The sequence below is a fragment of the Xenorhabdus sp. SGI246 genome (assembly GCF_040838225.1).
In the GTDB taxonomy this organism is placed as follows: domain Bacteria; phylum Pseudomonadota; class Gammaproteobacteria; order Enterobacterales; family Enterobacteriaceae; genus Xenorhabdus; species Xenorhabdus indica.
The window spans coordinates 124336-148037 of sequence record NZ_JBFPEZ010000047.1; the positions used below are offsets into that span (position 1 = coordinate 124336).

A 23702-nucleotide genomic window follows, 5' to 3' on the forward strand; every position below is an offset into this window, starting at 1 on the left:
AATCTTTGTACAATGACTCTAGTTATGCTGATGATCAGAGCATTTATCAAAACATTGATCTGCACACTTTTTACCCCAATTTTTCAGCTTAGTTGTTTTACCAACCCCTGGATTTAAACTATTAGTCGGATCATTCTTTTGATAAAACTGCTTAAGCTGGGGCTTAGCCTTATACAAATGTCCTACATTGTGCTCAGCAGGATATTCTGCTCCTCTCTGGTCTAAAATTTCCAGCATCTTTTCTTTCAATGCCTTAATATTTTTACCTTTTTTGACAATATAATCCTGATGAAATACATGACACATAAAGTGACCGTAATATAAACGATGTACCAGTGCATCATTGATTTCTGGCGATAGATGTTCAAACCACTCACGATCGTTACGTCTGAGAGCAATATCCAATGGCAAAATATCTTCTACTTCGTTGCTGTGCACTGCCTGATACCGAATAGCGGCTCCTGCTGCTACAAAACGATGTAAAAAAGCCTTAGCACCTTCTTCTGGAGTACAGACAAAATATTCCCCCTCTGCCTGTTTGAAATAACTCTCTAACCATTCATTCGCTTCTTTTATACCTTCACCAGACATTTTTAATAACAAATGATGTTCAAAACGATCCCGATACGCTTTCAGACGCGCGGGTAAATGTGAAGGTAACAAACGGCTTAGTCCCTGCATTACCCGATCTATTAAATGTGCTGGCAAAAAAGGAATTTTGCCGAAAATAGTATCCATCCGCCCTTTTAAGCTGAAGAACTTTGGCATTTTATCAGTGCCAAGTTTATCAATCATAACGAAGATATCTTTGCCATAAACTTCAGCGATATCAAAAATATCCCGATGCATATATTCACCAGCAATCGGCAAGTGCTGAAAACTCGATAAGATATGCCGGCGTAATTCTGTCAAAACTTCCGGCTGATTAGTACCGATATAGAATACTTGTGTAGAAGATTCTGCCGCAAAGGTATCTAAACGAACGGCGAAGACAATCAATTTACCTGCGCAACCTGAGGCTTCAAACAACCTGCGTTCATCAGCATTAAAGCGTGATGGGGTATCCGCATCAATATCACGAACCCGCTGGGTATATTCATGATCAGAAGCTACTCTTTTATTTTGCTGAATATCTTCAATACGGTAACGTTGTTCTTCTAAACAGGTCAGGATTTCTTCTGGCGAATTCCCCAATTCTATACCTAAATGATTGATAAGCTCGGCTTCACCTTTTTCATTCACACGTCCATATAAAGCCATTTCGGTATAAGCAGGCCCACGCTGAACTAAGGAACCACCAGAATTATTACAAACTCCACCAATAACCGATGCCCCAATACAGGAAGAACCAATGACTGAATGCGGTTCACGGCCAAGCGGTTTTAATACTTTTTCCAGATTCCACAATGTGCTACCAGGGAATGCAATGACCTGATTGACAGATTTGAGAACCTGTATTTTATCCATTCTCAGTGTACTGATAATGATAATATCGCGATCATAATCATTACCATTGGGTGTAGAACCTTCTGTTAACCCCGTATTAGCAGCCTGCATTAAAATAATTTTATCTGCTTCTACACATGCCTTGAAAACTTTCCACTGTTCCAACAATGAGCCGGGAAAAACAACAGCAAGGGCATTTCCTTGCCCGGAACGAAAGCCTTTGCGATAGCGTTCTGTTTTTTGAGGTTCAGTGAGAATATGAGGAGAACCCACAATATGAGTAAGAATTGCAATGAGTTGCTGATTTTGAGGAGTCTTAACATCATTCATATGATTTTCTTACCTTAATATAGAATCAAACGGAAATACTTTTAATGAAATTATTAAGGACAAAGTTTACTCATATTATATGACGTATATTGGTTATTTTTTAATTAAAATTAATTTGTTATTGACAAAAAAAACAGCACTCAAAGGTGCTGTTTCTTAAAAACAATATGGCAATGAATTTTATACAGATTCACTGAATTGTGGCATGGGCTGCCGGAAGCTGCGAGTCAGAAAGAACATATAAAGCAGACCGATACCTGCCCAAATCAGACCCAACTCCATAGAGCTTGCTTCCAGATTTGTCCACAATACCCCTACTGTTGATGCACCAAATAATGGCAACAAAAGGAAATTGATAGTGTCTTTCAGAGTATTATTACGACGTTCACGAACGTAATATTGCGAAATTACTGCTAAGTTTACGAACGTAAACGCAACCAATGCCCCGAAGTTGATCAATGCCGTCGCCGTCACCAGATTTAAAAATCCACTTGATAAGGCAACTATCCCAACCAAGATAACGTTGATTGAAGGCGTGCGCCATTTCGGATGAATATAGGCAAATATTTTCTCTGGCAATACACCATCGCGCCCCATAACATAAAGCAAACGAGCCACACCCGCATGTGCCGCCATACCAGAAGCCATTACAGTGACACAAGAAAACACCAAGATAATGGCCTGGAACAGTGCACCAGCAACATACAGCATAATTTCTGGCTGAGATTCATTCGGGTTTTTAAACCGAGAAACATCTGGGAAATAGAGCTGTAAGAAATAAGAGACAGCAATAAAGATAACACCACCGATCAATGCAGTGAGGAAGATCGCTTTCGGGATCACTTTACCTGCATTGGGTGTTTCTTCAGACAGAGAAGTGATGCCATCAAAACCAAGAAATGAGAAACAAAGTATCGTTGCCCCGGTGATCATTGGAATTAATTTCGCTTCTTCTGATGTAAATGGCCGGGCACTAAATAGTGTTCCTGCACCTTCACCGCTATGTATGCCGTGTATTAATAAACCGACAAACGCAACTATAACGGCAACCTGAACAACGACAATCAGGCCGTTGAGATTAGCAACAACATTAATACCACTCAGGTTGAAAACGGTCATTAACACCGCCAGACCAACCACGAAAACCCACGGATCAATACCAGGGAAAATGGCCTGAAGATAAATTTTTGCCAGCAAGATATTGATCATCGGCATCAGCAGATAATCCAGCAAAGATGACCAACCTACCATAAACCCAAGATGGGGATTCATTGATTTTTGTACGTAAGTGTAGGCAGAACCTGCTGACGGGAATCTTTTTACCAATTTCCCGTAACTCAAAGCTGTAAATAAAATTGCAACCAGCGCGATAGCATAAGATGTCGCAACATGCCCATCCGTCAATTTGGAAACGATACCAAAGGTATCAAAGATAGTCATTGGCTGTATATAGGCAAGCCCCATCATGACCACTTGAAATAAAGTCAGTGTTCTTTTCAGTTGAACACGATTGCTGGCACTTGCCTGAACAGTACCGAGAGTGGCTGTAGTATTATGCGACATGAGCGAAACCTCCCATAACTTCGATCTGGGTATTACTACAACTACTTAATCGATAGTTACTGGGTAGACTTCGCATCTGTCTATAAACAGAAAAGAAAGAAGAGTTGGAAGATAGCGAACTGACAGAGGGCCGTGCCCCATAATCGTCATTGCAGCAACGAGCGCCAATTGGCACAAGTGCAAAAGCGAATAATTGCTCCATATTTGCGTTCCTCAATACAGCAGCTCTTTTCATTAGTAGCTGCTTATGGTCAGTATCGATCCGGGGAATGTCCGGTCTCTTGGTGTTGTAAAAAATAACTCAATGCAAAAAAAATAACTGATGCATAATTACGCACCAGTTATTTTTAGTGGACGCATTTTGCACTTCAAGTCCAGAAATAGCAAGGGCTATCACACTAAAAATTCATTATTTTTTACAATACAAAAGAGTACACAGGAATCTCTTCTCACTGAAGGAGTTCAGAAACGTGATGCTATCATATCCTTTGATTGGCAATTAATAATCTTTTAGCACAGAAGTAAATTATTTGCTATTTAATTATGACAAACATAACATCAAAAAAATCTGCTCTTAGTCATAATGACGATAAAGAGCAGATTTAATATTACATTTAATCGTTAATTATAATAACTTAAATTAATTAAAAACCAAATGTTAATTAAAAGTCATAATTAATACCGATATTGTAACGGCGGCCGTCAAGAGTAGCATCGTGAATTTCATCCGTCACACGTTTATCAAAAACGTTATAGACACCGCCTAGTACTCTCAAATTTTTCGTTAGACTATAAGTCATACCCAGATCAACAAAAGAATAAGAAGGCGTGCCACTTCTCATTGATGAACGGTACTGGAAGTTCTTTGTTTTTCCACGGAAATTAATACGAGCCCATGTTTCCATTTCTGGCAACGCCTGCCAGTTTAAGGTTGCATTAGCCATGTGTGTTGGCATCTTATTCAATGGTTGGCCCTTAAACTTGCCCGTTTTCTGCTTAGAATAGGAATAAGTATAGTTTGCTGCCAATGATAGATTTTCTCTGATATCCCAATTTATGGTCGTCTCTATACCACGAATGTTCGCTTTGCCAACGTTCATTCTTCCATTAACAAAATCATAATCACCCTTGCCAATTGATTCACAAGATACAAGTGATTTGTTTTCTTTACTACAAATATTAAATTCAGTGATTTTATCTTTAAAGTTGGTATTAAAGATTGTGACACCTACATTAAAGTTTTCTTGGTTGTTCCAGATCACGCTAATTTCTTCATTGACGCTTTTTTCTGGTTTCAGTTTTGGATCACTCTCGATCACACCATTGCTACGTCCTCCTCCCGTCACTTGCAACCAATTAGGTGCAACATGTCGCAAGTTAGGTGAGCGATATCCTGTAGTGATACCACCTTTAATTGTCCATTGCTCATCAGCACGCCAGACGCCATATAAGCGAGGGGTTACATGGGCACCAAAAAGTTGATCTTTATCTAGACGAATACCTCCCGTCAGAGCGAAGTCATTGATGATTTGCCATTCATCTTCAGCAAACAACGCCCAACTCCAGCGAGTAAGCTTATTTATATTTGTACCGTTTTTAGACGCCGATTTATTGCCATTATCGCGCAGGTCTTCATAACGATATTGCCCTCCTACGCTTACTGTATGATCATCTAAGGTAAATGTGGTTTGATTATTAAAAATAGTATCTGCGAATTTCATCTCACGTTCAGGGTTCTTCGATTCATCCCGCTGAATATAAGATGTCATTGTGCCAAAGTCATAAACACCATTATGTGTTATCGAGTAATTATTGCGCGCATAACGGCTGGTGCTATCTTCACAAGATCTTTTCGTACATGGACGAGTTTTACCAATTGTTGAATCACGATCTTGCTCATAACGCCCGACTTCAAAATCAAAGCTATTTTGCTCATCTGGTGTCAAAGAAAAAGTCGCCGCACCATTACGCATTTCTTGTTTTCTATAACCATCAATAAATTTGTCTTCATTACGGTGAGAAAACAGGCCAGTCACTTTTAATCCCAATAAACCATCAATTAACGGTCCTGCAACATAAGCGCTGGTTTGGTAACTATTACCTGATTTTGTACGTTCAGTCAGGGTAGTATCTGCACGTAGACTGCCATTCCACTCTTTATGAACCTTACGAGTAATAATATTGATAACACCGCCCATTGCATCAGAGCCATAAAGGGAAGACATTGGGCCACGTACAACTTCAACACGTTCAATTGATGCCAACGGGGGCAGCCATCCCTGCTCAATACCTGAACCATCACTGTTTGGACGAGTGCTGCGAGTGTCAACACGCTTGCCATCAATCAGTATCATTGTGTATTGTGATGACATACCACGAATACTAATATCACTACTACTACCGCCCCCCGTAATGACTACTCCCGGAACATCTTTCAATGCATCCGTCACGTCACGGTAAGCTTTAGTTTCCAACTGCTTACGACTAACCACCGAAATGGAGGCTGGTGCATCTTCAATTTTTTGCTGGAAACCCGCAGCAGTGGTAACAATAATTTTATCTTCGCCATTATTAGCTGCATTAGCAGCCAAAACAATGCTGGATGAAACAGTAGCAATAACGCCTAAGACGATTTTCTTCTTTGCAAAAACGACCATTCCCGATTCTCCAAGTTGTAAAATAAAACTATTTAATTTGGATAATCGACATAAACTCAATATGCAGGGATAAGAATTTATCCCTACCAGTGTTATCTTTTTATTTACTCTTCAATTTAAATAAAACAACTTATGATTTTTATTATTTTAACCCGCCAAATCCATTACGAGGCCATCAATTAATACTTGAGGTATTCCCTGAGAACAATGTTCTATCCTGCCCTTAATACCATATACTTGAGCCAGACTGTCCGGTGTTATTACCTGTTCAGGTAAGCCTTCAGAAATTAATTCACCTTTTTTCAACATTAATATATGGTCACCATGACGCAGTGCAATATTAATATCATGCACAACAATAACGGTAATAATATTACGCCGACGTGTTTCACGTGCGACTAAATCCATAACGTGATACTGGTAATTTAAATCCAGTGCACTTAATGGTTCATCTAATAATAATAATGTCGGTTTTCTTATCAAGGATTGAGCCAAACCAACCAATTGTTTTTGTCCACCGGATAATTGATCCAAATAACTTAAAGCCAAATGCTCAATTCCAAGCTGACACAGCAATTCCATGACTTCTTGCTCACACTGGTCACTGCTCACACTACCTGATGCCCGCTGAGCAACAATCACAGATTCCAGCACGTGCAAATGAACTCCCGCAGGCAATGATTGAGGTAAATAAACTACGTTCTGGGCACGTTGGGCAAAATTCATCTGCATTAAATCCTGCCCATCCAGCAGCAGAGCACCATTGGCTTTATTTAAACCCGCCAGTGAGCGCAATAACGTTGATTTTCCGCTACCATTAGGCCCGAGCAATACCGTAATTTTCCCACGTGGTAGTGGACTTACATCCAAATTTTCAATAACAGGGTGCTTTGGGTAACCCGCCGTGAATCGACTGATTTTCAATCCCTTATTCATACACTCCCCCTATGGCGTAACACGATGCTCAAGAAGAAAGGAACACCAACCAAAGATGTCACAACTCCCACGGGTATGATGACACCTGGGATCAAATTCTTGGACGCGATAGACGCCATTGACAGTACCAGTGCACCTATCAGGGCACTCGCTGGCAAATAGAAGCGGTGATCTTCACCAAACATCAGTCTGGCAATATGGGGAGCAATCAGACCGATAAACGCAATCGGCCCAACAAACGCCACTGCCAGTGCAGTCAGAATACTAATACGTAACAAAGTGCCCAAACGGAGACGGCGGATATTAATACCAAAACTAATTGCCCGATCTTCCCCTAGACGCAAAGCGGTCAGTTTCCAGGTATTCATCATAGAAACAGGCATAAGCATCAGGAATACCAGCAGCAAAGTACCCAGTTTGACCCATGTTGCCTTTGAAAGACTGCCCATTGTCCAGAAAACCAGCCCCTGCAAGGTATCTTCCGTCGCAATAAACTGCATCATGGCAACCAGCGCCTCGAAGGTAAATACCATTGCAATACCAAATAGCACCACACCAGAAGTGGCAACTTTTGTCCAACGTGTAATTCCATCAAGCATCAAAGCAGCCAACAGAGCAAAAATAAAAGCATTTACAGAGATAAGCCACTGATCAGGTATACCGGGAATACCAATACCCGATATGATTGCCAATGCCGCGCCAAAAGAAGCGGCATTGGTAACGCCCAATGTAGATGGACTGGCCAGCGGGTTATTCAGAACGGTCTGCATTTCAGCGCCCGCCAGCCCCAGAGACAAGCCAACCACTACCGCCATTAAGGCATAAGGTAATCGAATATCCCAGACAATTACCCGGGTTCCTGCATCCATACTCTCCGGCGAAATCAGTGTCTGCCAGAGAGCAGGCAAAGATAGCCCTGACGGCCCCATTGTCAAATCTAATACTAAAGAGATGCCGATAATCACAACTATCAACAACATCCATGCAATACGTCGATGCAGAATATGACGATAGTGTGCTTTGATATCACACTCACCTTGTTGTTTCACCATTGGCATAGGCTCGGTAGTGACGCTCATTTTTATTACCTGTTACTGCTTATTTTTCACTGACCCAATATGTGCCTGCTGGCTCAATAGCTAAGAATTTAGAATGAAGTTCTTTCAATGTTTGCTGTGGATCTAAATCAGCGAACTTTTCAGGATAGAACCACTTAGCAAAAACTTGGGTAACGACAACGTTATAAGGCGAATTATAATAATGATGCCAGATAGCATGGGTACGACCTTCTTTCACTGCGGTCAGGGTATTGATACCTCTGCGTTCAGTGATAGATTTCAAACCTGCGCGGGCAATATCTGCTGAAGTCTGTGCACCCATCTGGATACCTTCGCTTTTCTCACCTGGATCTTGCGCACCACTGGCGATGTAAATATAAGGATCAACAGTAATCACTTTTTCCAGGTTCATTGTACCCAGTGGCGTTGGCAGAACCTCTTTAGCAATATTTTTACCACCAGCCAGATCAATGAAATTCCCCATGTTGCCATTGCCTGCCGTACCACAGCAATCTTCGATAGAGCCTGCTCTCAGCTCAATAAATACAGAAGGTTTTTTCTCCGCAGGTATACGGTCAGTAATATCAGTTACCAGTTTCTGATTCTTTTCATAAAAATCAGCGTAAGCACTCGCTTGTTTTTCACGGTGCAGCATTTTGCCTAACATACGAATGCTTGGCAGCGTATTTTTCAATGGGTCGTTGCGGAAATCGACAAAAACAACAGGAACACCTGCTTTTTCTAATTGTTTAACCAATTCACTGTTTTTGCCTGGACCATGACCAGATAAGCCGAAGATAGCCACATCAGGATTCAATGTCAGCACTTTTTCAGAACTGACACTATCAGCACTGGTGTTACCTATCAGCGGAATATTGTCAATTTCAGGGAATTTAGCTTTATAAATAGAGTAAGTTTGTGGGTCAAGTTTACGAAAATCCCCCTGCCAACCCGCGATACGGGCCAGAGGTTTATCTCCTTCTAATAAGGCGATTGCATGGAATAAACGACCTTCACCCAACAAGATACGATTGACTTTTTCAGGCACTTCTACAGTACGTCCAGCAACATCCGTGACTGTTTCAGCCCAAGATGCAAAACTTGTCATCATCGCAGAGCTTGCCAATAGACTGATACTCACGCCTTTCACGATTGTTTGATATCCAAACTTCACTTTAGTTAGCCTCTTTATGCAATAATTTTGCTGTTAACAATAAAGCAAATAAGAATAATTATCAATGCGACTGATTCGACATATCCGAAATTTAATTGTTATAATTTCGCTTTTATTCTATAAAAAATAAAAACTGCCGATTCCATCACAGAACAGGCAGTTTTTGTAAAATACAAATAATAATATATTAATAAAAAAGCTTCATTCTATCGGTTTTCTATTAACAATTTATTCATAATTTGTATTCTTTAATGATGGAAATTCCATCTCGCTGTATTTGACAAAACGCGTTTTCTTTTTCAGCTTATAACCAAACCAAATAATTAAAAATAATGGAATGCCGATATAAGTTGCCGTAACACCATACCAGTCTATAGTATCTTGCAGGAATGCCTGATAGTTCTGGCCCAATGTGATCAACAAACACAGGATAAACGCAAAAATCGGCCCGATAGGGAAGAAACCGGAGCGATATGGCAGTTCATTGAGATCTCGCCCTTGAGCAATATAACCCTTACGGAAACGATAGTGACTAATCGCAATACCAAGCCATGCAATAAAACCCGTCATACCTGAGGTATTCAACAACCACAAATATACCGTCTGGTTGCCAAACATTGAGCTGAGAAAACATAATCCCGCTACCACGGTTGTAACATAAAGCGCATTACGTGGAACACCACCTTTCGACAGATAACCAAAAATCTTAGGCGCCTTACCTTCTCGTGCCAATGTGAACAACATGCGGGTTGAAGCATACATTCCTGAGTTCCCCGCAGATAATACAGCGGTTAAGATTACTGCGTTCATCACGGCTGCTGCTGATAACAGCCCCGCATTTTCAAATACCAGTGTGAATGGGCTGACACTAATATCCTTCACACCATTACGTAACAAACTCGGATCTGTATAAGGAATAATTAAGCTGATAATTAAAATGGCAAACACATAGAATAATAAGATACGCCAGAAAACCTTACGTACAGCACGGGGAATATTTTTCGCGGGATCTTTTGATTCCCCTGCTGTGATACCAATAAGTTCAGTCCCCTGGAATGAAAAACCAACAATCATTGCCACCCCAATCATGGCCGCAAACCCACCAGCAAATGGTGCATCACCAATAGTCCAGTTATGCCAGCCAGCGCCCTCAGCACCTTTCATGATACCGACAATCATCAGAATGCCGACAGCAATGAAAACAATAACTGTAGAGACTTTGATTAGAGAGAACCAATATTCCGCCTCCCCGAATCCTTTAACTGAAATAAAGTTCAACAGGAAAATCAAGCTAAGGAATAAAGCACTCCATATCCAGCCCGGCACATCCGGAAACCAATATCCCATCACTAATTGAGCGGCAACAAGGTCAACTGCTATCGTAACAGCCCAGTTGTACCAATAGTTCCACCCTAATGCGAACCCAAAGCCTTCATCAACATACTTAGAACCATAGGTGGAAAACGACCCTGATACAGGCATGTAAGCAGCCAACTCACCCAAGCTGGTCATCAGAAAATAGACCATCAAGCCGATCAGTGCATATGAAAGCAGAGCCCCACCTGGGCCAGCTTTCGAAATGGTCGCTCCAGAAGCAACAAACAATCCTGTGCCAATTGATCCACCAATGGCAATCATCGCCATATGTCGTGCTTTTAATTCACGGCGCAGGATTTTTGGAGCCTGATCCCGTGGCATGCTTTGTTCTTGAGACATTCTATTCCTATATCATCGAGAATAATTTTTAGTGCCGGATTGTAACAAATCTTTGTCTCCAGAATAGCGGCGATTGAAGGTTATAAGATACCTTCATGATCAGCCGCCTATTATAAGCTACACGATTATATGCCATATGGCATTAAATTGATGCTAATGACAGTAGCTCAATAATTTTTGTAACGCGTTAGACATGTGTTTCTGTCGGTGATAAATCAGATAAAGCGTACGATAAAGTTGTAGCCCCGGTATGATTAATTCAATCAATGTGCCATTCTGTAATTGTTCCCGAATAACCCGACGCGACAAACAACTAATTCCCATTCCATACTGAACGGCATGTTTAATCGCTTCCGAATTGCCTAATTCCATTGCAATATTGAAGCGTGGCATCTGCGAAAACAAAAGATGGTCGAGAACTTCTCTTGTTCCTGAGCCTTTCTCTCTTAATATCCAGGGGGCCTTAATCAGATCTTCCACCGTCAAATTAGCGTTCGCCAGCGGGCTTCCTGGTGAAGAAAAAATAATCAGCTCATCTTTCATCCACGGTTGACTAATTAATTCAGGGTTGTGACACAATCCTTCAATCAAGCCCAAATCGACCCGGAATTCCACAACCGACTTTATAACCTCTTCAGTGTTGCTGATATTCAGTTCCAATGGTGTATCAGGATAATCCTGACGGTATTTCGCCAGCATTTCAGGCAACATATAGTTACCGATAGTACTACTGGCTGCCAGTCGCAGTGCTCCCAAGTCCAATTTGAAAAGCTGTTCCACCTCACCAGCCTGTTCAAGCAGTGCCAATGCCTTAGGGTAGAGCAAACGACCATGTTCATTAGTCACCAGTCGTTTTCCTACTCTGTCAAAAAGCTGTACACCCAACTGCCCTTCAAGATCTGTTAATGAAGCACTTACCGCAGATTGTGATAACGCTAATTGTTGAGAAGCCTGTGTCGTTGAACCACTTTTCAGAACTTCTGCAAAAATCTCCAGCTGTCTCAGAGTGATACGCATATGGCCTCGCGGGAAGCAAAAAATAAAATGATAAGATAATCTTGATTTTAGACACTATTACGCAACTTAACAAAAGTCACCTTCAATTAATTTAATTTACTGGTTAAACATATAAAAATAATCAATTTTAATAATTAAACTATTTGCCATATGCTTATTCCTAAAATACATAAGTAATACGAGTCGCAATAATGTCTGAAAGTAAAATTGATACAACTGGCACAGCTACCCGCTACTCTGCACTATATTTCATTCCCGGATTTGTATTAACAATAATACTGACAATAATTGCCAATTATCTGAGTCATATCCCATGGTTTACCCATCTGGGACTCAGTATTTTGACCATCGCAATTCTGCTAGGGATTATTGTTGGAAATACGCTATCTCCTTTATTAAAATCAACTTGTGGCGAAGGGGTTCATTTCGCCAAACACTATCTGTTGAGAGCAGGTATTATTCTTTATGGCTTTCGATTGACATTCCAGCAAATCACCGATGTTGGAGTAACAGGCATCTTGATCGATGTCATTATGCTATCCTCCACTTTTTTTATTGCGTTATGGCTTGGGCACGTTTTTTTCAGAATGGATAACCAGACAGTCATACTGATTGGCGCAGGAAGCAGTATTTGTGGTGCCGCTGCGGTTATGGCTACTGAACCTGTCGTGAAAGCCTCTTCTGACAAAGTCACCGTTGCCATTTCTACAGTTGTGATATTCGGCACACTTGCCATCTTTATTTATCCTTGGTTTTATCAACTTAATATCCAACATCAGTGGTTCTCTTTTTCTCAAACAGAATTTGGCATGTTTTCCGGCTCTACCATTCATGAAGTTGCCCAAGTCGTTGCTGTTGATCATACACAAGGAAATGATGCTGAAAACACGGCCGTTATCAGCAAAATGATCCGCGTCATGATGCTGGCCCCCTTTTTGTTACTGCTTTCTGGTTATATTAGTCGTACAAAAGCTAAAAACTGTGCCAACGATCATGGAAAAGCGTCAATTACCATTCCATGGTTTGCGGTATTTTTTATTGTTACAGCAGGTTTCAATTCTCTCCAGTTATTACCTGCATTCATTGTCAGTCATATTATTATGGTTGATACTATCATGCTAACGATGGCTATGATTGCTTTAGGATTAACAACCCATACCAGCGCAATTCGTCAGGCTGGCACCAAACCTATTTTGTTAGCCTCTCTTTTGTTTATCTGGTTGATGGTTGGAGGACTAATCATCAATAAAAGCATTCACCATTTATTTGGCTAACATTATTTGCCCAAAAGTTCGGCTTTATATTTCAGGTACTGCTCTACTATTTTTTTGGGCTCATGTTGGGCTCATGCCTTACAGAATTTCATTAACAACAAGAACAATGCATAATTAATGAAACAAAACAGGAGAAAGATATGAAATTTGTTGGAGCCCATGTGAGTGCTGCTGGTGGTGTTGATCAAGCTGTAATTCGAGCTCATGAATTAAACGCAACCGCTTTTGCACTGTTCACGAAAAATCAACGCCAATGGAATGCCCCCCCTTTATCAACAGAAGTGATTGATAAATTTAAAGCTAATTGTGAGCACTACGGCTACGGCAGCCGACAAATTCTTCCTCATGATAGTTATTTGATTAATCTGGGACACCCTGAAACAGAAGGGCTGGAAAAATCCCGATCTGCATTTCTTGATGAAATGCAGCGTTGTGAACTGTTAGGTATTGATTTACTTAACTTTCATCCCGGTAGTCATCTTAATAAAATTGATATTGATCAGTGCCTTGCGCGCATTGCTGAATCTATCAATATTGTGTTAGACAAAACACAAGGTGTAACGGCTGTGATTGAAAATACTGCCGGGCAAGGAACCAATCTTGGTTTTAAATTCGAACAGTTAGCTGCCATTATTGAGGGTATCGAAGATAAAAGCCGGGTTGGTGTTTGCATTGATACCTGCCACGCTTTTGCAGCAGGCTATGATTTACGTACCGAGAAAGACTGCGATGCCACATTTAAAGCATTCGATGAAATTGTGGGATTCAAATATCTGCGAGCCATGCACCTTAATGATGCCAAAAGCGAATTCTCCAGCCGTGTTGACCGCCATCACAGCCTTGGTGAAGGAAACATTGGTAAAACACCTTTCAGTTATATTATGAAGGATAACCGTTTCAATGGCATTCCGATGGTACTTGAAACGATCAATCCAGATATTTGGGATCAAGAAATCGCCTGGTTGAAATCACAGCAAATCTGATTGCCTGACAGAAGTCAACTGGATCCTTGACATCATTGATGCCAATTCAGTTCGGCTTCTGATCCCTACATTCGGCTGGCTAACCGTCAATGCAGAGACGGCGGTTGCCAGACGCAATGTATGTTCACTGGATTCACGCATCAATAAGCCATAAACCAGCCCACCAACCATTGAATCTCCCGCACCAACTGTACTGATCACTTCACAATAGGGTGGTTTTGCCAGCCATGCACCAGAAGCATTAACCCACAATGCTCCCTGCTCTCCTAATGAAATAACAACATGTGCAATCCCTTTATGACGCAATGCATGAGCCGCATCAATTATGCTATCTAAATCAGGCAGAGGTTTACCCGCCCAGGTTTCTAATTCATAACGATTGGGCTTTACCAACCAGGGAGTTGCCTTAAGCCCAGCCACAAATGCTTCCCGGCTGCTATCAAAGATAATACAAGGGCAACATTGCTGTAATCGTTTCATCCAGTCCGTAAAAGACTCTGGAGAAACACCTTCCGGCAAGCTGCCACTAACCACGACCATATCAAACTGCCCTAGCCATGAAAGAGAATCATCAATGAATTGATTCCACTCCTCTTTTGTTACATGGAAACCAGAAAAATTAAAATCCGTTACATCACCATATTTTTCTGTCAGTTTCACATTGATACGTGTTCTGCCAGAAACTAAGTGGAAGCGGTTGTTCATTTGGTTCTCGGTGAAAAAATGTTGAAAACCTTCCTGATTTTCCTTTCCCAGAAAACCACTGACTGTGACATCAATACCTAAATCGCGTAGTACCTTAGCAACGTTATTCCCTTTACCCGCAGCATGTAGCCCTGCTGTCTTTACGCGATTAACGGTTCCCTTAACAATATCTGGACACAGGCCAACTAAATCATAAGCTGGATTTAAAGTTATTGCGGCAACTCGACGGCTCATTTTGCCCAATTTCTCCTGAATAAATAATCATAAATCATATTAAAATTCTTCTACTATTTATAACATCAAAATTGAATCGTTTCAGTCTAAATTACTATTAGCTCGATCATTGTATTACCTCAATCCCAAGAGTAAAAATACGCCCGACAGAAAATTTTTTGGCAAATGACGAAAAAACCACCACATCTAATTTGAAATTTCTCTTCCACAACGTGGATAATTCACAAACAAAGGAATAACGCATGTCAGTTGTTGCAGGAGTGGGTATTATCACATTAGTGTGACCAATTAATTTGCTGTAACTCCCAATAATCTTCCTGAATCCCATTTCCAAACCAGTCGTACTGCCATTAAATTGTGACAAGAGAAAAAATTCTATTTATCTGTTTGATAAATTGATTCTCTATCAATGTATGCAGAATAAGACAACAGCTATTTGCACATTCCCATAAATAACTGTTTACGCATGTCATTTATTGATGTATCGTCGCGCTAGTACAAAAGTAACACTGATTCATCAGGAGTCTATATGACCATTGAGGTAACGCAAAATTTGAAACGCCCTTCCATATTAGGCGGAGCCATGATCATTGCCGGTACTGCCGTCGGTGCTGGTATGTTCTCCATTCCCATTGTCACCTCTGGGGTATGGTTTACAGGATCGATAATTTTGCTGGTATACACCTGGGTTTGTATCTACTTCTCCAGTCTGATGATTTTGGAAGCCAATATGAATTACCCCAGTGGAGCCAGTTTCCACACCATTACAAAAGATTTACTGGGGAAAGGTTGGAATACACTGACTGGGTTATCTATTACTTTTGTTTTATATATTCTGACTTACGCCTATATTTCAGCCGGTGGCTCAATTATTCTGCGTAATTTAAGAGATATTATTCCCTTGTCACAAACTGGGACAGGTCTTATTTTCTCATTTATTGTTGCCTTTATTGTTTGGTTATCAACCAAAGCAGTCGATCGCTTAAGCACTATTTTAATCGGTGGTATGACAATCACATTTATCATGTCAGTGGGAGGTATGTTTACGGAAGTTAAATCTGCTATTTTGTTTGATCATGCAAATGCTGAAACCAGTTACTTACCTTATGCTTTCATGGCCCTGCCATATTTACTGACGTCATTTGGTTATCATGGCAACGTTCCGGGGTTAGTGAAATACTATAATAAAGATGTCAAAGCCGTTACACGCAGTTTGCTCTATGGCTCTTTGATTGCACTGACTATCTACATTTTGTGGCAGTATGCCATTCAGGGAAATATTCCCCGTGAAGCATTCAAACAGATTATTGCTGATGGCGGTAACGTTAGTGACTTACTGAACCAAATGGATAGTACATCCGACAATGCAACAATAAACCAGCTATTGAATGCCTTTTCATATATGGCATTATCCAGCTCATTTTTAGGTGTATCTCTCGGTTTATTTGATTATCTGGCTGACTTTTTCGGATTCGATGACAGCAAAACAGGGCGTTTAAAAACGGCTTTAGTAACATTTACTCCGCCTACTGTACTGGCATTATTCTTTCCAAATGGTTTCCTGTATGCGATTGGTTTTGCAGGATTGGCAGCAACTATTTGGGCTGTTATCGTACCAGCACTTATGGCCCGGACCAGCCGTCAGCGTTATCCACAAGCCACCTATCGTACCCCCGGTGGTAACTTCCTGATAACATTTATTATCCTGTTTGGTTTAATCAATGCAGTAGTTCATATCTTCTCTTTATTTGATCTGTTACCTGCCTACCACTGACTTTTAGTTTCCCTCTGCCCTGGTATTTTAACCGGGGCTTTCATTCACCTCTTGCCTAATTCACTGACTGCGAGTAGTTTTGTCGCCACCTTAACATTCATTCCACTATTACCCTGTTTTTACGGAAGGTATTTATGGCTAAAGCCAATGAAATTAAACGCGGAACCGCAATCAGCCACAACGGAAAGTTATTATTAGTCAAAGAGATCGATATTCAATCACCTAGCGCACGTGGTGCCAGCACACTGTATAAGATGCGTTTTACTGATATTCGCACTGGTCAGAAAGTGGAAGAACGTTTCAAAGGTGATGATATCCTCGAAACAATTACATTAACCCGCCGCAGTGTCAGTTTCTCATATATTGATGGTGACGAATATATCTTCATGGATGATGAGGACTTCACCCCTTATCACTTTAAAAAAGAGCAAATTGAAGAAGAACTTTTGTTCATTCCAGATGAAGGTCTGCCAGGAATGCAAGTTATGACAATGGATGGACAGCTACTCGCTCTGGAATTACCACAAACTGTCGATATGATTATTGAAGAAACCGCACCGGGAATTAAAGGCGCATCAGCAAGTGCCCGCACAAAACCAGCCAAAATGAGTACAGGGCTGACTATCCAAGTTCCTGAATATCTCAGTTCAGGAGAAAAAATCCGTATTCATATTACAGAACGCCGTTATATGGGACGTTGCGATTAATTCTGTAGTTTCTATATTCTCGTATAGATAAGTTGCTCTTTTATTATTCGATAAAAGAGCAACTTATTACCAATTTAAATTAAAAATAATCAACATGAATGATCGCCAAACTTTTTTTATTATCAGTCCACTTCACTCTGGAAACACCTATATTTCCGGGAAGTATGACATCCCCTGTTTTTTTGGTTTTGTACATTGAAACAATTTGCTTTACAGTGATATTTTTTCCTAATCGATAGCAGGAGATATTAGCCTGAGTATCTGATACCACCACTTGGCATCCTGGATCAACAATAGCGCCTGAAAATTGTATCTGCCCACTTATAGGTTGTGCATATCCATAAGAAATCCATGAAAACAACAAACAGCTAATTAATAGTTTAAGATAATTTTGCATGGTCACCTCACTTTCGTTTTTCCATTAACAAAACTCAGTTACCTTTTATTCCTTCAATCTCCATAATAAATATTTCATGTAAAAATAATACGACATTAATACCTTTTATTGATTTATATCAAAGGTGAATTTATAGCCAAAAAATAGATATTAATTTTATTAATTTAATGTATTGTTATAAAAAACCATTATTTGAGTTAAATCACAAATAAAGTTTAAAATTAATCATTATGGTCTTTAAATTAGATATGCAAGAAAATGTTCTCTGACAAAGGGGAGCAGCAATAGCACCATAAGATTGAAAGATGCCAGATTTAAAATCCGAAGGATAATGGATCATTGCAGGATAAGATAAAAATATAAACAAGAAAATGATCATATTTCGTAACATAAGCAGTTAACCTCCACAACAGGTATCATTACCTTTTTTCGGTTTTAACCCCATGCCAATTTTAAAACCAGACAATGGTTTAACGCCCAGATATCTATATAACGATATAACGGAAAATGAAACAATTTCTTTATATGTTTTATTTATCACGACCAAAATTCGACATAATATACTATTAAATTAGGATATGAAAAAATCAATCTTTAGTTATTTAATAGTAGTCAGTGCTCAATAATTGCACCAAATATATATTATCGGTACTGTATTAGTGATTTAGCTATTTTTTCGATAGCTCATAATTATTCATATGATAATAACATTAATGATAACTAACTAATAAATAATATGAATGTATCTATAAACTTCAAGATACCACCTGACAAAATCCGAATATACAGAGATAGTCATGTGGACAAAGAATAACCATAAAAATGGCGATAAAGATCAACAAAATTACAACTTGAAGGATGATGGCTATAGATATTTCTACTGATTACATACTCTACCGTTGGGCGATTACCCTTTTCTGTAAATTTTGCTATAGTGCACCATCAACCAATTTGACTACCAAAATCCATTTTCGCGTTAAGATAGGTAACCCATGACCCGTAGCCATCCACTCGCTATACTTATACTCAATCTGCTTGGTATCGCCTTGTTTTTCTCATGGTATTTACCTGAGAATCACGGCTTTTGGTTTCACATTGATTCTACAATTTTTCATTACTTTAATGAAAAATTGCTGCCAAATTCAAAATTTGCGTTATTTGTCGCTATCGTAAATGTGAGGGCATTTGATGTTATATCACTCTTATGTATGGGGCTGCTTTACTACAGCGCATTTCGCAAACAAGATTATGCAGGAAAACGCCGTCTTTTTATGCTTGGTCTGGTCATGTTAATAACAGCAGTGATCATAAATCAGATCGGCCATCAGATCCCCGTCAGCCGTCCAAGCCCGACATTAACATTTGAAAACGTCAACCGCGTAAATGAAATGACAAGTTTGCATACCAAGGATGCTTCCGGCGATAGTTTTCCGGGGGATCACGGTTTGATGCTACTCATTTTTAGTTGCTTTATTCTTCGCTATATTTCTCGCGGAGCGTTCTTCATTGCTTTACTGATTATGATCACTTTTGCCCTTCCCCGTATTATGGCAGGTGCTCATTGGTTTACAGATATTGCTGTCGGTTCGTTATCACTCACATTAATTGGAATGAGCTGGGTGTTATTAACCCCACTCAGTGACATTATGGCTGCATGGCTAGATAAAAAACTACCTCATATCGGCCGTACTCATTAAAACAATATTAATAGGGAGATATGATCTATCTCCCCATTACCACATAACTTTTCTCGAATGAGAATAAAATCACCAAGATCATTCTAACCTCTTAGTTTATAATCTAATTTTTTGTAAATAACTCTTTTTATCTCTCGCTTTTTTCTCATAATTTCTGTACTCTTCTGCGAGTCCTTTTATTAAAATAATCATTTTGTAAAGGTATTAATAAAATGTGTGGCTTCACACACTTTAGGGACAGAAAGTTTGTCAATTCGCCATATTCTACTAGTCTTTAAGGCGTTTAATATTTTAATGATGGCGATAAGTCACATTAAGGACTGCAAGGGAAAATCAATATAATGGTCAAATCTCAACCAATAGTGAGATATATATTGCGGTTAATCCCCGCAATTATCGCGGCAGTGGCACTGAGCGCATGTAGTTCTCCAGATTCCCAAATACGTAGTAAAAAAACTGAAACTCATGCAGTAAATGGTCAAAAGCATTTTCTACTGCAAACATCTCAGGATGAATTTGAAACTTTAGTTAAAAATCTGGATATTAAATCCAAGCTCCTTAACCAATATGCGGATTGGAAAGGCGTTGCCTATCGGCTTGGAGGAAGTACAAAACGTGGCATTGACTGTTCAGCTTTTGTCCAACGCACCTTCCATGATCAATTTGGTATGGAATTACCGCGCTCTACCTCGGAGCAACAGAAGATAGGCCAAACAGTCAGCCGTTCCAAGTTAAAAGCAGGTGATTTGGTTCTCTTCAAAACAGGAGCTTACAGGCGCCACGTTGGCATTTATATCGGTAATAACCAATTTGTACATGCATCAACCAGCAGTGGAGTCATTGTTTCCAGATTAAATGATACCTACTGGAGCAAGCGTTATTACGGTGCCAGACGTATTTTATCAGACAGCATGAACGCCTCGACATAACCCTGCCTTCTCTTTTCCTATTTTTCCCTTGCAGATATAAAAAACGCTTCCACTAAGAAGCGTTTTTTATCCGGTTATTATTTATTAAAGTGGGTAAAATGCGGTAATATTTTCTGCAATTGCAGCACCTAATGTCTTAAGCCGACATATCACAGCACTTTCATCCTCTCGAGCAAAAAACAAACATGGCTCACCTTCCCACTCAATTACCGCACTTACTATCTGCATATCAGAAATAGACTGGTTTATATCATGCAAAATACTCCATGCATGTTCGCCTTCATGGCTTAACAATTTCAGCCCCATCAGGCTATTCCCTATATCTGCCTCTTCCTCTGGCAAGATTTCAACTCTTGTACCAACAAAGCCAGATGACCACCGATAACTTTGCGGCAGTCTGTGTACTACCGAAAGTTGGATATTATTCACGTATTATTCCTATCAGAAACAACATTAATACATCTAACCACCAGCTGTAGGCTATCGACTCGTCAAAACCGAATAACCACCCAACAAAAAAGTAAATAAAAAGTTAAAATAAAAATTACAATATCACACTTTTTTCATCTTCAATTTGGAAAAAAATGAGATCAAACTCGCACTTTGTATATATTTATACTGTTTTGGTAAAAAATTCAACTTATTTTTATGCAAAACAGCAACTTTATGTTCAAATTTTATTTACAAATTTATGTTTTTATGAATTGTGCTACACAATAGCGATCTTACAATGTCCTTGTTTTACAAAATGTTAATTATCAACACAGTATTCACCCTCTGAGTTCATATATTTAACATTTTAAAGTTAACAAAAAACCAACACAGAGGATTCAACTGATATCATCAAATTAACAATCATCGATATTTTCCTGTTGATCGTTCGATATTTCCTGTTTATCCAATAAACAAACTGTTTTTAATTTATAGGAGGATTCTTCTGGGTTTTTATGGATGGAAATTATGTTTCCTGAGGATTCTGTTTCCTAAGAAAAGAAAACTGGGACATTGGTACACTTAATATCGCTATAAGCGCCAACAACAATATAGACATGAAAAAAAGAGTAAGAAGCCACTTGAAAGTACAGATGGCTTCTTTGATTATTTTATGTCTTGGCCTTGCGTGCATAAACAATCAATATCATCGCTAATATTACACATAAGGCCATCGAACCAACCATTGGCCAGGCACTTTTTTCAGGAGCAGAAGATAAAATTGCCCCAACCAAGGCAGCAATACTGAAACGTATGGTTCCAGATAACGAAGCTACTGTTCCAGCCATATGAGGGTAATCATCCAACACAACGGCCATCGCATTGGAAGTAATCAAAGAAATGCTGCTGATATAAATAGCAACACCCAACACCAAAGATATAAAACCCAAATCAAACATAGTGCTGAATAACAGCCATAACCCCATGACAAACTGAATAAATATGCCAAAATTCAGCATATTCAATGCGCCATATTTGCGAACAAACTGACTATTGATGGTTGTCATAATGAACATAAAGATAATGTTCAATCCGAAGTAATAACCGAAATGCTGTGCAGGAATCCCATTCAATTGGATATAAACAAATGCCCCGGCATTAAGAAAAGAAAACATTCCAGCAAAAGAAAAACCACTTGCCAAAATATAGCACAGCACTTGTCGCTGCCTGAATAGCATAACAAACTGCCCTAAAGTGACCTTTGGATTGAAACGTAGCCTTTTCTCTTTAGGTAGTGTTTCCCTGATAAAAACAGCAAATAAAAATGCAGCTATTAGCGCAGCAATCGTGATAGACCAAAAAATAGCATGCCAGTTGAACCATACCATCACCATCCCACCTAACATGGGAGCTAATAGGGGAGCTATGATCATTACCAGTGTCACAAACGACATACTGCGCGAAAACTCATCTTTCGTGAACATATCACGCATCAAAGCATTAATCACAACACTGGCCGATGCAGCAGCAAAACCATGCAAAAACCGCATGGAAATAAAAGTACCTATATTTTGTGCCAAAGCACATGCAGCAGATGATATTGCAAAAACAATCACGCCACCTAGAATAACAGGCTTACGTCCCAAGCTATCAGACATTGGCCCATAGACTATTTGACCAATGGCAAACCCTAGCATGTAACTGTTCAATGTCATTTGAACTTTGCCATCACTGACACCAAAATCAATGGCTATTGTTGGCATGCTTGGCAAATACATATCAATTGCCAATGGCATTAACATAGAGAGCAGCCCAAGAATAAGGACTAATCCCAAATAGGATAATCGTTGTTGTTGCACGCTTTTTTCCCAAAACAACTATGAATAGATAAAAAATTAAGCTACTGGCATTTGTATGCTCTTAATTTCGTTTTCCGTCAACGCTCGATATTCCCCTGGCCCTAATTCGGGGTCCAAATCAATTTCGCCAATACGTTCACGATGAAGCTCAATAACATGATTCCCTACGGCAGCAAACATCCGTTTTACCTGGTGATATCGTCCTTCACTGATGGTCAGACGAACGAGTTGAGGTTCAATGATCTCTAATTTTGCCGGTTTTGTCAGTGTTTTTTCTCCATTCAGTTGAACACCTACAAGAAACTTTTCCTCAGTGTCCTCTGATATTGGGTGTTCCAGTGTTACAAGATAAGTTTTTTCACAATGATGCTTGGGTGAAGTAATACGATGTGACCACTGACCATCATCTGTCAATAACACTAAGCCCGTAGTATCAATATCTAATCGCCCTGCCGAATGCAGTTTATGGGCAACAGGCTCATCAATAAAATACAAAATAGTTGGATTTGATGGATCATCAGTCGAACACACATACCCTTGTGGCTTATTCAACATAAAATAACGTGGACCGTCCAATTGCTCCAATATTGTTCCTTCGTAGGCAACTACCTGCTCAGGTTTCAACTTATATGCCCCTGTTTTGATGATTTCATCATCAACAGTAACTCGCTCAGCACGTAATTCTCGCCCGACGTCATTACGGCTAATACCCAATTGTTGTGATAAAAATTTATCCAATCGCATGAATAGTTATACCTAACAAAAAATAATCTGACAGAAAATAAATATGAAAATGCCTTTGATATTTCAGGCA

20 protein-coding genes are annotated in these 23702 nt (G+C 39.7%); 6 read left to right on the plus strand and 14 right to left on the minus strand.

Annotation, left to right across the window (positions count from 1 at the left end; genetic code table 11):
- Positions 1 to 18 precede the first annotated feature (18 nt).
- The 9 genes from dld to yieE all read right to left on the minus strand — a co-directional run bounded on the left by dld (position 19) and on the right by yieE (position 11897).
- Complete coding sequence (gene dld / locus ABLA85_RS11905; protein WP_367964360.1) at positions 19 to 1776, minus strand: D-lactate dehydrogenase; 1758 nt, start codon at positions 1774 to 1776, stop codon at positions 19 to 21.
- 180 nt (positions 1777 to 1956) lie between these two features.
- Positions 1957 to 3339, minus strand: a complete 1383-nt coding sequence (locus tag ABLA85_RS11910; RefSeq protein WP_367964362.1) for an APC family permease — start codon at positions 3337 to 3339, stop codon at positions 1957 to 1959.
- A complete protein-coding gene (locus ABLA85_RS11915) occupies positions 3329 to 3541 on the minus strand; it encodes a hypothetical protein (RefSeq protein WP_072021986.1) in 213 nt (70 codons plus the stop codon). Before ABLA85_RS11915 ends, ABLA85_RS11910 begins: the two co-directional genes overlap by 11 nt.
- Positions 3542 to 4001: 460 nt before the next feature.
- Positions 4002 to 5996: a ligand-gated channel protein gene (locus ABLA85_RS11920; RefSeq protein WP_367964363.1), complete on the minus strand. Its 1995-nt coding sequence runs from the start codon at positions 5994 to 5996 to the stop codon at positions 4002 to 4004.
- Between the two features lie 147 nt (positions 5997 to 6143).
- Entirely contained in the window at positions 6144 to 6932 is a 789-nt protein-coding gene (locus tag ABLA85_RS11925) for an ABC transporter ATP-binding protein (protein ID WP_367964365.1), read from the minus strand.
- Positions 6929 to 8011, minus strand: a complete 1083-nt coding sequence (locus tag ABLA85_RS11930; protein ID WP_367964367.1) for a FecCD family ABC transporter permease — start codon at positions 8009 to 8011, stop codon at positions 6929 to 6931. The genes ABLA85_RS11925 and ABLA85_RS11930 overlap by 4 nt, the downstream gene beginning before the upstream one ends.
- A gap of 19 nt (positions 8012 to 8030) precedes the next feature.
- Positions 8031 to 9164, minus strand: a complete 1134-nt coding sequence (locus tag ABLA85_RS11935) for an ABC transporter substrate-binding protein (RefSeq protein ID WP_367964369.1) — start codon at positions 9162 to 9164, stop codon at positions 8031 to 8033.
- Positions 9165 to 9392: 228 nt separating this feature from the next.
- Positions 9393 to 10880, minus strand: coding sequence for an amino acid permease (locus tag ABLA85_RS11940; protein ID WP_367964371.1), 1488 nt, complete (start codon positions 10878 to 10880; stop codon positions 9393 to 9395).
- Positions 10881 to 11033: 153 nt separating this feature from the next.
- Positions 11034 to 11897: a DNA-binding transcriptional regulator YeiE gene (yieE, locus tag ABLA85_RS11945; protein ID WP_367964373.1), complete on the minus strand. Its 864-nt coding sequence runs from the start codon at positions 11895 to 11897 to the stop codon at positions 11034 to 11036.
- Between the two features lie 191 nt (positions 11898 to 12088).
- Between yieE and ABLA85_RS11950 the strand changes: the two genes are divergently transcribed.
- A complete protein-coding gene (locus ABLA85_RS11950) occupies positions 12089 to 13171 on the plus strand; it encodes a YeiH family protein (protein WP_367964375.1) in 1083 nt (360 codons plus the stop codon).
- Between the two features lie 140 nt (positions 13172 to 13311).
- A complete protein-coding gene (gene nfo / locus ABLA85_RS11955; RefSeq protein WP_367964378.1) occupies positions 13312 to 14154 on the plus strand; it encodes a deoxyribonuclease IV in 843 nt (280 codons plus the stop codon).
- On the opposite strand, the gene fruK is transcribed toward nfo, so the two are convergent.
- Positions 14140 to 15093: a 1-phosphofructokinase gene (gene fruK / locus ABLA85_RS11960; RefSeq protein WP_367964380.1), complete on the minus strand. Its 954-nt coding sequence runs from the start codon at positions 15091 to 15093 to the stop codon at positions 14140 to 14142. The two genes, nfo and fruK, sit on opposite strands and share 15 nt — an antisense overlap.
- Before the next feature lie 529 nt (positions 15094 to 15622).
- Between fruK and mtr the strand changes: the two genes are divergently transcribed.
- Complete coding sequence (gene mtr / locus ABLA85_RS11965) at positions 15623 to 16867, plus strand: tryptophan permease (RefSeq protein ID WP_367964383.1); 1245 nt, start codon at positions 15623 to 15625, stop codon at positions 16865 to 16867.
- A 134-nt stretch (positions 16868 to 17001) separates the two neighbouring features.
- Positions 17002 to 17574 carry an elongation factor P-like protein YeiP gene (gene yeiP / locus ABLA85_RS11970; RefSeq protein ID WP_367964387.1) on the plus strand — a complete coding sequence of 191 codons (573 nt, stop codon included), beginning with the start codon at positions 17002 to 17004 and terminating at the stop codon, positions 17572 to 17574.
- A gap of 79 nt (positions 17575 to 17653) precedes the next feature.
- Here the strand turns inward: yeiP and ABLA85_RS11975 are convergent, their stop codons facing one another.
- Positions 17654 to 17971 carry a type 1 fimbrial protein gene (locus tag ABLA85_RS11975; RefSeq protein ID WP_367964390.1) on the minus strand — a complete coding sequence of 106 codons (318 nt, stop codon included), beginning with the start codon at positions 17969 to 17971 and terminating at the stop codon, positions 17654 to 17656.
- Positions 17972 to 18963: 992 nt separating this feature from the next.
- On the opposite strand from ABLA85_RS11975, the gene ABLA85_RS11980 reads away from it, so the two are divergent.
- Together ABLA85_RS11980 and mepS are read left to right on the plus strand one after the other, a co-directional pair.
- A complete protein-coding gene (locus tag ABLA85_RS11980) occupies positions 18964 to 19668 on the plus strand; it encodes a phosphatase PAP2 family protein (protein ID WP_367964392.1) in 705 nt (234 codons plus the stop codon).
- A gap of 341 nt (positions 19669 to 20009) precedes the next feature.
- Positions 20010 to 20597, plus strand: coding sequence for a bifunctional murein DD-endopeptidase/murein LD-carboxypeptidase (gene mepS / locus ABLA85_RS11985; protein WP_367964394.1), 588 nt, complete (start codon positions 20010 to 20012; stop codon positions 20595 to 20597).
- A gap of 84 nt (positions 20598 to 20681) precedes the next feature.
- Here the strand turns inward: mepS and ABLA85_RS11990 are convergent, their stop codons facing one another.
- The 3 genes from ABLA85_RS11990 to rsuA form a co-directional block, all read right to left on the minus strand.
- The gene (locus tag ABLA85_RS11990) at positions 20682 to 21026 is read right to left on the minus strand and encodes a YejG family protein (RefSeq protein WP_038260372.1); all 345 of its coding nucleotides are present in this window, start codon (positions 21024 to 21026) and stop codon (positions 20682 to 20684) included.
- A gap of 674 nt (positions 21027 to 21700) precedes the next feature.
- Complete coding sequence (locus ABLA85_RS11995; protein ID WP_367964396.1) at positions 21701 to 22888, minus strand: Bcr/CflA family multidrug efflux MFS transporter; 1188 nt, start codon at positions 22886 to 22888, stop codon at positions 21701 to 21703.
- A gap of 36 nt (positions 22889 to 22924) precedes the next feature.
- Entirely contained in the window at positions 22925 to 23632 is a 708-nt protein-coding gene (rsuA, locus tag ABLA85_RS12000; RefSeq protein WP_367964397.1) for a 16S rRNA pseudouridine(516) synthase RsuA, read from the minus strand.
- Positions 23633 to 23702 lie beyond the last annotated feature (70 nt).

Bases quoted from the DNA above. Each gene is read 5' to 3' on its own strand.
- mepS (WP_367964394.1), top strand. From the start codon at position 20,010: ATGGTCAAATCTCAACCAATAGTGAGATATATATTGCGGTTAATCCCC.
- ABLA85_RS11910 (WP_367964362.1), bottom strand. From the start codon at position 3,339: ATGTCGCATAATACTACAGCCACTCTCGGTACTGTTCAGGCAAGTGCC.
- rsuA (WP_367964397.1), bottom strand. From the start codon at position 23,632: ATGCGATTGGATAAATTTTTATCACAACAATTGGGTATTAGCCGTAAT.
- ABLA85_RS11930 (WP_367964367.1), bottom strand. From the start codon at position 8,011: ATGAGCGTCACTACCGAGCCTATGCCAATGGTGAAACAACAAGGTGAG.
- ABLA85_RS11940 (WP_367964371.1), bottom strand. From the start codon at position 10,880: ATGTCTCAAGAACAAAGCATGCCACGGGATCAGGCTCCAAAAATCCTG.
- yieE (WP_367964373.1), bottom strand. From the start codon at position 11,897: ATGCGTATCACTCTGAGACAGCTGGAGATTTTTGCAGAAGTTCTGAAA.
- nfo (WP_367964378.1), top strand. From the start codon at position 13,312: ATGAAATTTGTTGGAGCCCATGTGAGTGCTGCTGGTGGTGTTGATCAA.
- ABLA85_RS11920 (WP_367964363.1), bottom strand. From the start codon at position 5,996: ATGGTCGTTTTTGCAAAGAAGAAAATCGTCTTAGGCGTTATTGCTACT.
- ABLA85_RS11915 (WP_072021986.1), bottom strand. From the start codon at position 3,541: ATGGAGCAATTATTCGCTTTTGCACTTGTGCCAATTGGCGCTCGTTGC.
- ABLA85_RS11925 (WP_367964365.1), bottom strand. From the start codon at position 6,932: ATGAATAAGGGATTGAAAATCAGTCGATTCACGGCGGGTTACCCAAAG.
- yeiP (WP_367964387.1), top strand. From the start codon at position 17,002: ATGGCTAAAGCCAATGAAATTAAACGCGGAACCGCAATCAGCCACAAC.
- fruK (WP_367964380.1), bottom strand. From the start codon at position 15,093: ATGAGCCGTCGAGTTGCCGCAATAACTTTAAATCCAGCTTATGATTTA.
- ABLA85_RS11950 (WP_367964375.1), top strand. From the start codon at position 12,089: ATGTCTGAAAGTAAAATTGATACAACTGGCACAGCTACCCGCTACTCT.
- mtr (WP_367964383.1), top strand. From the start codon at position 15,623: ATGACCATTGAGGTAACGCAAAATTTGAAACGCCCTTCCATATTAGGC.
- dld (WP_367964360.1), bottom strand. From the start codon at position 1,776: ATGAATGATGTTAAGACTCCTCAAAATCAGCAACTCATTGCAATTCTT.
- ABLA85_RS11980 (WP_367964392.1), top strand. From the start codon at position 18,964: ATGACCCGTAGCCATCCACTCGCTATACTTATACTCAATCTGCTTGGT.
- ABLA85_RS11975 (WP_367964390.1), bottom strand. From the start codon at position 17,971: ATGCAAAATTATCTTAAACTATTAATTAGCTGTTTGTTGTTTTCATGG.